This is a genomic window from Aeromonas genomosp. paramedia (assembly GCF_023093515.1).
Classification (GTDB): domain Bacteria; phylum Pseudomonadota; class Gammaproteobacteria; order Enterobacterales; family Aeromonadaceae; genus Aeromonas.
Genome location: NZ_JAAROG010000018.1, coordinates 78,994 through 92,617, shown reverse-complemented (window position 1 = coordinate 92,617; position 13,624 = coordinate 78,994). Strand labels below are relative to the sequence as shown.

General features: G+C 59.2%; 11 protein-coding genes. 3 read left to right on the top strand and 8 right to left on the bottom strand.

What is annotated here, in order from left to right; genetic code table 11:
* Positions 1–228: 228 nt before the first annotated feature.
* The 6 genes from HB860_RS13540 to HB860_RS13515 all read right to left on the bottom strand — a co-directional run bounded on the left by HB860_RS13540 (position 229) and on the right by HB860_RS13515 (position 5,864).
* Complete coding sequence (locus HB860_RS13540) at positions 229–705, bottom strand: DoxX family protein (protein WP_247626995.1); 477 nt, start codon at positions 703–705, stop codon at positions 229–231.
* A 152-nt stretch (positions 706–857) separates the two neighbouring features.
* Entirely contained in the window at positions 858–1,382 is a 525-nt protein-coding gene (locus HB860_RS13535; RefSeq protein WP_247626994.1) for a protein disulfide oxidoreductase, read from the bottom strand.
* 2 nt (positions 1,383–1,384) lie between these two features.
* Positions 1,385–2,116, bottom strand: coding sequence for a DsbA family protein (locus tag HB860_RS13530; protein ID WP_247626993.1), 732 nt, complete (start codon positions 2,114–2,116; stop codon positions 1,385–1,387).
* Positions 2,113–4,155 (bottom strand): protein-disulfide reductase DsbD family protein, encoded by a 2,043-nt coding sequence (locus HB860_RS13525; RefSeq protein WP_247626992.1) that lies wholly within the window; start codon positions 4,153–4,155, stop codon positions 2,113–2,115. The genes HB860_RS13530 and HB860_RS13525 overlap by 4 nt, the downstream gene beginning before the upstream one ends.
* A 50-nt stretch (positions 4,156–4,205) precedes the next feature.
* On the bottom strand, positions 4,206–4,583 hold the full coding sequence (locus HB860_RS13520; protein ID WP_247626991.1) for a hypothetical protein: 378 nt from the start codon (positions 4,581–4,583) through the stop codon (positions 4,206–4,208).
* A gap of 357 nt (positions 4,584–4,940) precedes the next feature.
* A complete protein-coding gene (locus HB860_RS13515; RefSeq protein ID WP_247626990.1) occupies positions 4,941–5,864 on the bottom strand; it encodes a LysR family transcriptional regulator in 924 nt (307 codons plus the stop codon).
* A 171-nt stretch (positions 5,865–6,035) separates the two neighbouring features.
* On the opposite strand from HB860_RS13515, the gene HB860_RS13510 reads away from it, so the two are divergent.
* The 3 genes from HB860_RS13510 to HB860_RS13505 all read left to right on the top strand — a co-directional run bounded on the left by HB860_RS13510 (position 6,036) and on the right by HB860_RS13505 (position 8,630).
* The gene (locus HB860_RS13510; protein ID WP_247626989.1) at positions 6,036–6,785 is read left to right on the top strand and encodes a 3-oxoacyl-ACP reductase family protein; all 750 of its coding nucleotides are present in this window, start codon (positions 6,036–6,038) and stop codon (positions 6,783–6,785) included.
* 209 nt (positions 6,786–6,994) lie between these two features.
* Positions 6,995–7,267 (top strand): IS1-like element transposase, encoded by a 273-nt coding sequence (locus HB860_RS22375; protein WP_432612680.1) that lies wholly within the window; start codon positions 6,995–6,997, stop codon positions 7,265–7,267.
* A gap of 193 nt (positions 7,268–7,460) precedes the next feature.
* The gene (locus tag HB860_RS13505; RefSeq protein ID WP_247626988.1) at positions 7,461–8,630 is read left to right on the top strand and encodes an MFS transporter; all 1,170 of its coding nucleotides are present in this window, start codon (positions 7,461–7,463) and stop codon (positions 8,628–8,630) included.
* A gap of 114 nt (positions 8,631–8,744) precedes the next feature.
* Here the strand turns inward: HB860_RS13505 and HB860_RS13500 are convergent, their stop codons facing one another.
* Together HB860_RS13500 and HB860_RS13495 are read right to left on the bottom strand one after the other, a co-directional pair.
* Positions 8,745–10,550, bottom strand: a complete 1,806-nt coding sequence (locus HB860_RS13500; RefSeq protein ID WP_247626987.1) for an amidohydrolase — start codon at positions 10,548–10,550, stop codon at positions 8,745–8,747.
* Between the two features lie 505 nt (positions 10,551–11,055).
* A complete protein-coding gene (locus tag HB860_RS13495) occupies positions 11,056–13,587 on the bottom strand; it encodes a fused MFS/spermidine synthase (protein ID WP_247626986.1) in 2,532 nt (843 codons plus the stop codon).
* Positions 13,588–13,624: the final 37 nt, after the last annotated feature.

Below are 13,624 nucleotides of genomic sequence, written 5' to 3'. Positions count from 1 at the left end.
ATGAACGGCTTTGGGCATCCGCAGCACTTCCCTTCGGTCGCTTGATGATAGAAAGGGGCTGCAGATCCTTTCATGACCCATTCCTGATACCCAGTCCAGCTCGCCAGCCCTGACCTGGGCACATGTTGAAAGCCTCATCGCGCATTCTGGTTGCAGGTACCAGAAGCGAAGAGCCCGGCAGAGCCGGGCGCAAGATTATTTATAGGGATGAGGGCCCGTTGTCTGTGGTCAACGCCCTGTCGCGGGTAACAGACGGCCCAGACGACGATCCAGCCCCCATGGGCCAGACCCCTGAACTGAGATCAAGATACACAGCAGGATATAAACGGACTCGGGCAGATAGAGCAGCCAGCTATACCACTCGAGGCCAGTTACATCGGCCGGGATCTGGTGAATGCCGATGGTCATCAGGGCGACGATATTGATCACCAGCAGCACCGATGCAGACAATCTGCTCAACAGACCCAAGACCAGCAGCAAGCCGAACAGGGCTTCATTACCCGCTACAAAGGTTGCCATGAAGGCAGGGTAGGGGAGCCCCGCCTCGATCATGGTATGCAGCATGGCCTGCTGATTATCTGGCTGGATCAGCTTATTCAAACCAGACGCAAAGAAGAAAAGGCCGAACGATATCCGGATCAGTGTCAGAGGCAAGAAATAGCGCCCAACCTGGGTCGACAGCGAACGGGCGATGATGGATGTCATATCCACTCCTGTAATTGAATGAGGATGTGAAATTGATGGGGGATAGAAGTCGGCGAGCGCCTTCTGGGCCAAGGCCACCTCTATCGCGATGATATGCGAGCCGATAGATGCCCCCCTTCACCAGGAAGAGGGGCGATTCTTATCAGGCTGATTTAGCCGAGGTTGGCCCAGGCCAGCCGCAGTTTCAGCCCCAGGCCCGAGCTCCAGCCCGTGGTGGTGCTGACTACCTTGCCGTCCTTGACGATGAGGAAGCTGGGGGTGACGCTCACCTGCCAGCGGGCGGCGAGATCGGCATGCTCATCATTGTGGGTCGGGAAGGTCAGCCCCTTCTTGGCCATGCCCTGCTGCAACCTGGCCGCATCGCCGGAGCGCAGCGCCACCGTCAGCACGTTTTCACCGTCTCGCCATAGCTGCTCCACTGTCGGTGTAGTAAAGCGACAGACGGCGCACCAGCTGGCCCAGTAATAGACCAGCAGTGGCCTGTCCCGACTCATTGCCTGCAGGTCGGCCTGGGTGCCATCTTGCAGGGTCAGCACTGGCAGCGGGCTACCCTCCGGCAGAGCCGGACTGCGCCAGAGATCCAGCGCTGTCGAGATGATCACAGCAAACAGCAGCAGCCAGAGCGCCTCCTTGCCCCAGCGCCGCAGACGGGGAGTGAGGGATGGTTTGGTCTCCATGATCACCCCTTCCTGGCCAGTTCGGCTTTCACTATCTCCTCGAGCTCTTCGTAAGGAATGGCGCCAGAGACCAGTTGGTTGCCGACCAGTGTCGCAGGCGTGCCCCGCACACCCATCAGGGTTCCAATTTTCAGGCTGCTACGCAGCTCTTCCGTCGCCTTGTCGTCAAGCTTGAGGTCCGAGTTGCCGGTGGCTGCCAGCGCCTTGTTGATGTCCGCCTCGGTCAGCATGCCCTGCTTGCTCATCAGCTTGTCGTGCAGGGCGAGGAAGCGTGCCGGATCCTGCTGCCACAGGCTCAGGCTGTACTCTGCCGCCTTGGCGGAGGTCTGCCCCTTGAATGGCAACAACTTGATCACCAGTGCGATATCGTCAGGGTAGGTTTTGAGCAGTTTGGCCAGATGAGGATCGAACTGCTTGCAGAAGGGGCAGTTGTAGTCGGAGAAGGATACCAGCGTCAGCCTGGGGTTTTTGGCGCCCAGGCGCGGGCTGGTCGGGCTATTGAACAACACATCCTCATTGTCCTTGAGGAGTTTGTCGATTTGGGCCGCTTGGGTGGCTGCATTCTGTTTTTCCCAGGATTGCGCCGCCTCTTCCAGAATTGTCGGATTCTGTACCAGAGTCTCGCGGACCAGTTCTTTGATATGGGCCTCCTGCTCCGGGCTGAAGGGGGCCGCGTGCAGGGTCGGGGTCAACAAGGTGCCCAGCAGGGTCAGGGCGAGCAGAGTCGGTTTCATTGAGTGTCTCCTTGAGAGGGGGCAATACCGGCTTGTTCCAGAGCGGCAAGCAGGGTCGAGCGGTCCAGCAGAGGAGAGAGGATCTCGCCACCTTGTAGCCCGGGGCCATAGATCTGGTTGAACGGAATGGCCACGCTGCCCCGTTGACGCAGGAAGCTGGCGATGCTGTCGGAGGGGCGACTCCAGTCCCCGCGCAGGGCCACCACGTCGGGGGCGCTCAGGGCTTGTTGCACATCATCTCGCAGCAGCACATTGAATTTGTTGGCTTTACAGGTAATGCACCAGTCGGCGGTCACATCGACGAAGACCCGCTTGTTCTGGGCCAGAGCCAGCTCGATGGCCTGCTCCGTGAGTGGTTGCCAGTCGACTTTGTCCTGCTGGGGTTTGCCGTCCAGGGTGAAGGCACCGCCGAGCAGCAGTGCAGCCCCCAGCAAGTAACCCAGGGTCAACCCCAGGGTCACACCACGGATGCCATGGCGCCACACGACGGCCAGCAGCATGACGGCGAGCATCAGCGCCATCAGGTTCAACATCCAGAACTGACCGATATGGTTGCCGAGCAGGCTGAGCAGCCAGAGGCTGGAGCCCAACATCATCAAGCCCAGCAGGACGCGCAGGCGCCCCATCCAGCGGCCCGGCTTCGGTAACCAGAGCGCGAGGCGGGGGAAGGCGGCGATGAGCAGCCATGGCAGGCTCATGCCCACCCCCAGCGCGGTAAAGATAAGCCAGAGCTGACCGAGTGGCGCCCCGAGCGCAAACGCGACCGCAGTGCCGAGGAAAGGGGCAGAACAGGGGGTCGCCAGCAGGGTGGCAAAACAGCCCTGCAGGAAGTGACCGCCCAGGCCGTTGCCGCCCGTAGTTGCCAGACGGGTATTGAGGTTGCTGGACAACCTGATCTCGAACAGCCCCAGCAGGTTGGCACAGAACAACAGGGTGACGACCACCATGAAGCCGATAAACCAGACACTCTGGAACTGGATCCCCCAGCCGACCGCCCCCTGGGTTGCGCGCAGCAGGGTGCTCATCAATGCCAGCGCCCAGAAGGAGACCAGGATGCCGGCACTGGCCGCCAGGAATTGCAGGCGAACCGGACGACGCTCTCGCGTTTCCATCTGCAGTACCGACCCCAGCTTGAGCGCCAGCACCGGCAGCACGCAGGGCATCAGATTGAGAATGAGCCCCCCCAGCAGTGCGGCTCCCAGCAGCCAGAGCAGTGAGTGGCCGCCACTTGGGAGGTTCAGCGGTTCACCTATCTTGGCGTCGCTCTGCCAGGCCTCTTCACCATTGACCAGTACGAATCCGATCTGCTGGTGGCGGATATCTGGTGCATCCCCCTGCCAGCCATCGCTGACCGGAATACGGGCGACCAGGGTGTTGCCCTGGACGTCCAGGCTGGGCTCGCCAAATTCAGCCCCCTCCAGCCGCTGGAGGAAAATCTGTGGAGCCTGCCAGCCCTGAGGGTTGTTGGCGGTCAGCTGCAGCTGGTTTTGCCGATAACCCGCCTTGAGGGCGACGGTGTCCGGCATGGCTTGTGGCAGTTTGCTCATTGCCTGTGCATAGGCAAAGTCAAACCCTTCTGGCACCGAGCCATCCAGTGGGAGGCTAAAGGAGTAGTCCGTCAGGATGCAGACGTTGCTGCAGGTCGAAAGGCGTAGCGTGCCTGTCAACGCCTTGCTGTTGCCATGGGTCAGGCTGATGGGAAGGCTGACGGCCTTCTGATATCCCTGGGTCGAGATACCGCTGACATCGAATCGCTCCGGCACAGGCCAGTGCCACTGCTGGATGAGTTGGGGGTCATCCCAAAAAATTTCAGGGGCAATACCCCCTTCGCCTGGATTCTGCCAATAGGTTTTCCAGCCGGACTCGAGCTCCAGGCTCAGCAACACGCGGGTGTGGGCTGGATCGCGGGTATCTGCTTGCAGCCGAACTTGCGCGTGATCGTTTCGGGGGCTGGTCAGCCAGCCGGTATCGCTGGCCAATCCCGTTGATTGCCACAGCAGACCGCCCATCAACAGGGCAGTCTTGATGATGTTTGACATGTTTCTGTCTCTTGAAAATGAAAGTTAGGGTGGTGTAAACCGCGGCTAACTCATTCTCGCCAGACACAGAGGGTGAGATGAAGTCGCCGTTCTGGCGGCGATATGTTTCTGGGTGGGGGGAGCCTGGGGGAGCGACGCGACAGGGGGGCCAGCAGGACAATCACGAATGCGATGGCAAAGAAGATCTGCTCGGCGCAGAGCAGGTTGGCGGCACTGAGCCACTTGCCGTTGAGCTGGCAACTACTGGGTTGGGGCGTTGCGGATTGCCCCTCGTCGGCTTCGACACCGGAGGATGGAATGGGCAACATTTGACAACTAAGGGCCATGTCGAGCTGAGCCAGCCTGGCCAGCGGCTGGGCCGCACAGTTGAGCACCAGAATACAGACCAGCAGCAGTAATCTTGTCGCTACGCGTTGTCGCAAAATCATGCTGGCCCTACCCTGTTGAATGGTGCATATCCTATCGATCAATAGAGACTTGAGCAAGCCAGTCGGATTCGAACTGACCATGTATGTGATGCCGCTGGGGGAATATGGCGTGTTCCTTTCCGGTATTGGTAACGGTGTTAAGTGGTTGAAATATAACTACTTGATGTCCGCATTTGGCACTATCCATACTGCTGGCCTGAGCGAGGAAAGCAGATACATGAGGGGCAAATGGGGTTAAGAGAATGCCGCACATCAGATGATCACGCTCAGTGTGCTGGCTCAATATATTCCTCTAATGCGTGCAGCTAGCGGGGTACCAACAGAGCCCCAGGTGGGCCTAAATTGTGACTGGTTAGTTCACATTGCCCGGAAACCGCTGCCACTCTCTTGTGCAGCCGATAACAGGGCATCGATGACGACACGTAACTTGAGCTGCATATGCTGGCTTCTAGCCCAGATGAGATTGATCGGCATCTCACCGCCGGATTGGTCATTGAGCACAGGTATCAGGGCTCCTGACTCCAATTGTTCGCTCACCAGCCAGGTTGGCGCCTGAACCAGCCCAAGACCAGCCAGAGCAGCAGCCAGCACGGCTTCACCATCCCCCATCTCGTATCGCACCGGGATGTCGTAAGCTTCCGTTTTGCCAACACTATCCCTGAGCAGCCAGCTATGACGATGCCCGGATCGCCAGTCGATGATGCAGTCGTGCCGTGACAACTCATCCGGGGTCAAGGGAACCCCGCGCCTGGTCAAATAGGAGGGGGACCCGCAGATAACGAGTCTCTGCTCTCCCAGACGGCGGGCGACGAGATCAGCCTGGTCTTCCAGCGTGCCGATCCGTACCACCAGATCGATGTTGGTCTGAATGAGGTCAACCTTGCGCTCGTTGAAGGTCACAGACAGGTCCAGCTGTGGGTGCTTGCCGGCCAGTTCCAGCAAGATCGGCAGTACATGCCTGCGGCCAAAAGCAGCAGGAAGATCGATACGCACACGACCAGACGGATTTTGCTTTCCTGATGCAAAACTGTTTTCAGTCTCTTCCAGCAACCTGATCGCTTGGAGACAGCTGGCCAGATACGCCTCCCCTTCCAGAGTCAGGCTTACCCTGCGGGTGGTTCTGTGCAACAGCTTGATCCCCAGTCGTGCTTCCAGGCGCACTATGCTCTTGCTCAACGCCGAACCTGTTATCCCCAGCGCCAATGCTGCAGCGGTAAAACTGCCTGACTGCGCCACAGTGACAAAGTGTCTGACGCTCAGAAAGGGATCTTGTGTGGCCATCTATTGGGTCCTTGAGGGAAATAGAGATTGGAATAATAGCTACTTAATCAATTCCAAGGAATCAATCACACTGCTCACAGGTTCATTCAACGCCACTTTTGCTCCCTGGCTGAATGGGCTCTAGTTCCCGACTCGCTCAGACATGACTTCATTTCAGACAGGAGAGTTCAGATGTTGACCGTTAAACCCCTCAGTGGACAAGTTGCTTTCGTTCAAGGTGGCTCACGCGGCATCGGTGCCGCCATCGTAAAACGCCTCGCTCGCGACGGCGCTGCCGTGGCTTTCACCTATGTCTCTTCTACCAACAAGGCAGAAGAGACAGTCGCGACTATCACGGCTGCTGGCGGCAAGGCGCTGGCTATTCGCGCCGACAGTGCAGATGAAGTCTCTCTGCAGCAAGCCATCCGCCAGACAGTCACCACCCTCGGTCGACTGGACATCCTCGTCAACAGTGCCGGAGTACTGGTATGGGGCGACATGGAGGAGCTGACCCTGAACGATCTCGATCGCACTCTGGCGGTCAACATCCGCAGTGTATTTGTGGCCTCCCAGGAGGCGGCGCACCACATGGGCAAGGGGGGGCGCATCATCAACATCGGCAGCACCAACGCCGAACGCATTCCCATGGCGGGTGGTTCCATCTACGCCATGAGCAAGTCGGCACTGGTCGGTTTGACCAAAGGCATGGCGCGTGATCTGGGCCCCAAGGGGATTACGGTGAACAACGTGCAGCCAGGTCCGGTTGATACCGACATGAACCCGGCAGACGGGGAATCGGCGGAGTATATCAAGGGGCTGATAGCCTTGGCCCGCTATGGCAAGGATGAAGAGATTGCCAGCTTCGTTGCTTACTTGGCAGGACCGGAAGCCGGCTATATCACGGGCGCCAGCTTGACCATAGACGGTGGTTTCTCCGCTTAAGGCATAACAGCCGAGTGTATCGGCTCTGGAAGTAACGCATCAGGTATGAGTTCGATGCGCCGTTGGCGCGGCGCATCGAGATCACCGACTGGCAACTGTTCTGAACGCTCTCATCACGGTCAAGAGAGTGACTCGCCTCTTCCACTATTCAATTAAATGTAGAAGCCATTGGTTGCATATTGCTTGTCGGGCTCTTTGATAAACGTCAAATGACTACAACTGAAATACCTTGCCGCTTCTGTAGTAAAAATGGCGGGGTTATCAGGCATGGGTATAGCCCCAATGGTTTTCAGCGGTTTCGCTGCCTTGACTGTCAGCGTACATTTCAACTTGATTATTGTTATGAAGCCTGTAAGCCTGGCATGAAGAAAAGGATTGTTGGAATGGTTGCGGCCAATTATGGGATTAGAAAAACGGGATGCTATTTAAAGGTTGCTTGCAATACCGTTTTAAAAAATATTAAGACAAGCGGAAAGCAATAACATCATTTTTATAAACACGGATTTTGATATGGTGGCCGTATCAAGCCACGCCATTGGTGGCGTGTTGTTGATTACTGGTCAATATATTTTAATCACGCGTTTCATGTCGCTTGGGCAGTGTTTTTTGAAACGATACTGATGATGTGGCTTTTATAGTCATCATATTTGCTAATTAATTTAAAATTGAGAGAAAATGAAAAAACAAAGTCTATTTTTGTTCGCATTGTCTTTGGCGGTATTTGGGGTTATCACGACAGAGTTGGCAATAATTGGTTTGCTTCCTCAGGTGATGAACAACTTCCAGATCGATGTTCAACAGGCAGGCCTTTTGGTAAGCGTCTATGCCATTGTTGTTGCTATCAGCGGCCCATTCATTACTCTGATGATATCTGGCTGGAATAGGAAATATGTATTGATGGGGATACTTGCATTGTTTGTGGTCTCTAATCTTGTGTATGCCCTTACTCAGGATTACACAACGATGATGACTTTCCGCGTCTTGCCGGCACTGGTCCATGCGGTATTCTTCTCGGTAGCGCTTGTTGCCGCAACCTCCATTGTGCCGGTAGAGGAGCAAAGCAACGCAGCTGCCAAAGTGTTTGCCGGGGTTGCTATAGGCCTGGTTTTTGGTATTCCTGTCAGCTCCTTCCTGGCTGAGCAATACTCGCTAGCTTATGCGTTTTACTTTGGCTTGGCGTCATGTGCAGTAGCTCTAGTGAGCGTCATGTTCCTAATGGAAGACTCCCCCGTCGAGAAGAAGATGTCTTTTGGGTCACAAGTAAACATTTTGCGCAGCAAGTCGATGTGGCTTTCTTTATTCACAGTCGTGTTTGTATTCTCCGCGATGTTCTCTTCATATAGTTTCATCACACAGTACTTGAGTATGGTGACGAATATGAATGGTTCCTGGATCAGCGCCATGCTGATGGTCTTTGGTGTATTTGGTATTTTTGGTAACTTCATTTTTGGGAAGCTGATTGGCAACAATATGAAAAAAACCGTCATCATCTACCCAATAATCCTGAGCTTGATCTTTGTCGCTATTTATCTAGTGGGCTTTTCTTTCTACTTCATGATCGCAATGATTGCTTTCTGGGGTGCAGTTCACTCAGCAGGTTTGATTGTCAGTCAGACGTGGGTGATGGATAATGCGGGGGATGCGAAGGTGTTTGCCAATAGCCTGTATATCTCTTTCTCTAACTTGGGTATCACGATTGGTTCTGTTGTCGCTGGGTGGTTTATTTCCAGGTTAGGCGTTGAGAATCTGTTTATCTCTAGCCTGGTATTTTCTGTCCTGGCATTGGTCAGCATCTTGCTAAACCAGAAAAAAGGCATGGCGCTGAAAGTTGCAGAGGCAAAATAAGACAGTTTTAACTGTTGATATGGCTGGCTCAAGGTGTGGGGAAGGTCCCATTTATTGAGTCAGCCATGATGTTCAAGAGATGGCCCAAGGCTGCGAAGCGTCAGGCCATGGGGTCTAGTGTGGCTGATGATGTAATAGCCCTGCGGCCACCATGGCTGTGGTAGCGACAGCGCTGCAGCGAGTGGAATCCGTGCAGGCGGTCGATTCCCGAGCGCTCTGCCCGTCACGTCGGTAGATGGAGATCCCCTCCTTTATCGTCTCTTCGATCCGGATATCGGCCAGGGTTTCCGGTTTCACCTTGAGCGGGTTCGCCGAGAGCACCACCATGTCCGCCAGCTTGCCGACCTCCAGCGACCCCTTGTCGTGTTCCTCCTTGTATTGGGTTGCCGCCCACAGGGTCTGGGCCTTCAGTCCATCCAGGGCGGAGACCCGCTGATCCGGCCCGATGGGGCGTCCGGTACGGCTGATCCGGTTGACGGTCGCATAATAGACCCGCATGGCATCCGGCAATGCCACGGGGGAGTCGTGGTGCGAGGTGAAAATCATCCCCAGATCTCGGGCCCATCCGGTGGGAGAGATATGCTGCGCCCGCTCCTTGCCAAGCACTGAGTCACTGTGCCAATCCCCCCAGTAGAAGGTATGCATCGGGAAGAAGGAGGGGAAGATGCCGAGTCGCTGGAACGAGGCGACCTGATCCTTGCGGGCGGTCTGGGCATGGATGGCGACAAAGCCCCGATCCGGCTTGCCATGTTGCTTCTCGCTGGCCTCAATCCCCTTGATCAGCTGATCGATGGCCGCATCGCCGTTGACGTGGGTGAGCAGTTGCCAGCCGTTGCGCTGGGCCAGTTCGATATAGTGGGCGGCCTGTTCGTCGCTCATGCTGGGATAGCCCTTGTAATCGGCCTTTTGTCCGGCAGGGGGAACGAAATAGGGCTGGGTCAGCCAGGCGGTCTTGCCCTGAGGAGAGCCATCGAGGTTGAGCTTGGCTCCCGCGACCCGGAACCCGTTCAGGTAGTGGCTGGAGTAGTAGGGAGGGGCGATGACATCCCGCGCAATCTGGATATCGGGATAGGCCGCGACATCCAGGGGCAGCCTGGCTTTCTGGGCCAGCTGGTACATGGTCTTGACCGCGGAGGTGGAGGCGCGCCCCTCCTGGGCCGTGGTGTAACCGAAGCTGGCGTAGAGCGCCATGCCAGCCTTGAAGATCGCCTCGTTTTCCTGGTTGTTCAACTTGGCGAACATCGGCAGCAAGGTGCCAAAGAAGGCGGTCTCTTCCAGTACCCCGTTGGGCGTCTTGCCGTCCGCTTCACGGCGGATCTTGCCCCCTTCCGGATCTTTGCTGTCAGGCCCGAATCCGGCCAGCGCCAGTGCCTTGCTGTTGAGTGTCGCGAGGTGACCGGACTGATGAATGATGAGCACCGGGAGCTCTTGCGAGACGGCATCGAGCTCCTGACGGGTGGGGTGGCGCCCCTCCTTGAGCTGGGAGTCGTCATAACCGAAACCCAGAATGATCCCGTGCTCCCTGTGTTGCGGTTTGGCGACCCAGTTTCGCAGCGATTGTTGCAGGGTCGCAATGCTGGTCACTGCTCCATCCGGCGGGGCCAGCAGATTGGCGGAGAGCGCCTGGATCCCGGTGTTGAACACATGACCATGGGCATCGATAAAGCCCGGGATCAGGGTCTTGCCCTGCAGGTCGACTACCCGGGTTTCGCCATCTCGCAGCGTGAGGATGTCGCGCTCGCTGCCCAGCGCCAGAATGCGGCCATCCCTGATGGCCAGCGCCTGCGCCGTCGGCGCCGCATCATTGACGGTAACGATATCGCCACCGAGATAAATGGTCTGGGCGGTGGGTTTGGCGGGGCTTGCGGCATTGGCCGAACTGGCCGCCAGCAATGCGATGGCGATAGGGGTGATGTTCATGTGACATGCTCCATGCCGAAAGGTCGCTGGGATGGCTCACCGCAGTTGTCCAATCAGGCGCGTTGTGAAGGGAATATGCTGAATATACAAGGATATGCCCCGCTCAAATGTGACACAGCAGGGAAATTCATCTGAGCCTTAACACCCGTTCAGAGCGCCCCCTCTTCCCAGGCCTTGCCACTCCAGCATGGGATCACCGTCGTGTCTCGTGTCTGCGCTGTGACAGTGCGCACGTCAAGCACCTGCTGCTTGTTGGCCAGTCTCAGGGCAACCCCCATCGCAGCCAAAGCGTGGCCTCGATCGGCCGGTTGAACCGTCCGTATCAAAGAAGAGGTGGCTATGGCGCGCTACGCAGCTGCAGCTGCCCTCCAGGCTGCGCCATGGCGGGGGTTGTCGTGTCGTCACCACCACAAAAAACGAGGCTGACCCGGCGCCCTGATCGGGCCGCACAGGGTCAGGCATGGCTGTGTCCAGAGCAGGCCAGCCCGACGGACTGGCCTGGGGGTCAGTGGCCGATAAACCAGCGGTAGTAGGGGTTGGCCCGCTCCTCTGGGGTCATCTGGCCGACCCCGCGAGCCCAGGCGTCCCTGTCTCCCTGATAGGCATAGAAGGCCACCGAGTAGAAGTGATCCAGCGACTGCCACTGGCGCTCGACCTCTCCCTTGAAGGCCGCATCCGCCTGCCGTAGCGGGGGCGGTGAGCGCAGCGCCAGCAGTTCGGGCAGCACCCGGGTGATCTCGTTGCGCCTGACCCAGGGGGCGTATTCGATGCGCGGCCAGTCATCGGTGACCGGCAGGGCGTCACCGGCAAAGCGCAGCAAGCCATCCCTGTCCGTGACCCAGGTGGCCAGCAGGGCGGCGGGTGTGTCTATGCCGACGTCGGCCAGGGCCGCGGCCACCCCGGGCTCGGCGAAGCGCGCCCTTATCCGGGGGACATCCAGCGCCAGCGGGTCGAGGGATCCTATCAACAGCATCTCGTGAAACTCGGTCGTCCACAGGGTGGCGTGAGGAAAGACCTCCACGAAGCTGCGCACCAGGGAGCGACTCTCCTCGCTGTTCTGGGTGGGCAGCGGCAACCACTGGGCCACCATGCCCCCCCGATGCAGGCGCCGTGCGGCCAGCTGATAGAAGTCACGGGAGTAGAGGTTCACCACCCCGGCCGCCGAGGGGGGTGGCGGCTCCAGGGTGATGAGATCGTACTGCTCGTCACTGCGCAGCAGCTCCCGTCGCCCGTCCCGCAGCCTGATGTCGAGGCGCGGATCATGGACGGCATCGTAGTTGCCCTTGAAGAGGGGGGCGGCTTCCAGCACCTCAGGCAGCAGCTCGGCCACCACGGGGCGGGTCAGTCCGGGGTCGCGCAGCATGGCGCCGGCCGTGATGCCGGTGCCAAACCCGATGACCAGGGCCGAATCCGGCTGCTGGCCGTGGATCAGCAGCGGCAGCAGGGCTTGCAGCCGCATGTAGCGCAGCGAGGGCATGGCATCCCCGGTGTTCGAGACCCCCTGAATATAGAGACGCTGGAAGCGGCGCTCCCCCTGTCCCCGGGTGACGACGGCCACAGTGCCCCCCTTGCCCTCATGGTAGTAGGCAAGGTGTCCGTTTCTGGCCCCGGGCAACAGCTCGGCCAGCCGCTGTGGTGGTGTGAGCGCGCCGAGGAGGATCGTCATCAGCGTCATGGCCAATGTGGCTCCGGCCAGGTAGCGGCGAGGAGCCGGGCTCTGCCAGGTCGCAATGCAGCCAAGCAGGGCCGCCAGCACGGCCAGGAGTGCCAGGGTACGCACCAGGCCAAGGCTCGGGATGAGCAGGAAGCCGGTCAGGGCGACCCCGGCGATGCCCCCCAGGGTGTTGAGGGCCACCAGGGTGCCCACGTCCCGGCCTATCTGCGAGCTGGTGGCCGCCAGCCGCAGGGCCAGTGGAAAGGCTGCGCCGAGCAGTGTGGTGGGGAGGAAGACGGTGGAGAGGGCCACGGTGAGGAAGCGGGCACACATGCCGGCCAGCTCGTTACCGGTCACTTGCAGGGCCCAGAGCTCCATCTGGGATTGGGCCATCACGAGCCAGCGACCGAGGCCGGCCACCTGCAACAGCGCCAGCAGGCCGGCCGCGGTGATCAGCAGGCCAAACAGGCCCCAGGGGTTCTGGATGCGCTCGGCTCGCCTCGCATAGAGCGCGCTGCCGAGCATCAGGCCGGTGAGATAGGTGGCCAGAACCACGGCGAACGCAAAGGTGCGGGTGCTCATGAACTGCACTATGGACTGGCTCCAGACCACCTCGTAGCCGAGGGCTATGCCCCCGGCCACGCAATAGAGGGCGACGGCCACTCTGGCCTGGGGCGAGGGGGTGTCCTGGGGCGGGGCGACGGGGAGGGGCGTGCGCGCCTTGCGACACCAGAGCCAGGCCCCGAGGGCGGCCAGCAGATTCAGGGTGGCGGCGGCGAAGGCGCTGCCATGGACACCGAGCCGGGGCAGCAGCAGGAAGGCGGTCAGCAGGGTGCCGAGGATGGCCCCTGCGGTGTTGGCCGCATAGAGGCTGCCCCCGGCGCTCGCCACCCTGTCACTGGCAGGGGTCAGGGCACGCACCAGGACCGGCAGGGTGCCCCCCATCAGCACGGCGGGCAGGCCGACCAGCACGAAGGGCAGCACCCAGGCGAGCAGGCCCAGACTCGCTTCCAGGCGAGCGAACGGCTCGGCCAGGTGGGAGAGGGCCAAGGTGGCTCCAACGCCGAGCAGCGCCACGGCCAGCTCGAGCCAGGCGTAGAGGCGCACCGGATCCTGCAGCCGGTCGGCTCTGCGACCGAAATAGAGACCACCGAGGGCAAGGCCGGCAAAAAAGGCACTGATGCCGGTGGTGACGGCATAGACCTCCACCCCCACCACCAGAGAGAGTTGTTTGACCCAGAGTACCTGGTAAATCAGGGCCGCGCCGCCGGAGGCGAACAGGAGAGCGGCGGGAAGCAGCATCTTCAAAGAGGCCCGTTGACGGCAGGGTGCCTCCACCTTGTCACGGCGGTTGGCAACGGGGGAATGGGCGGCTTTGGACATCGAATTAGCCTTATCGGGCGGGACTATCCGCACGAAC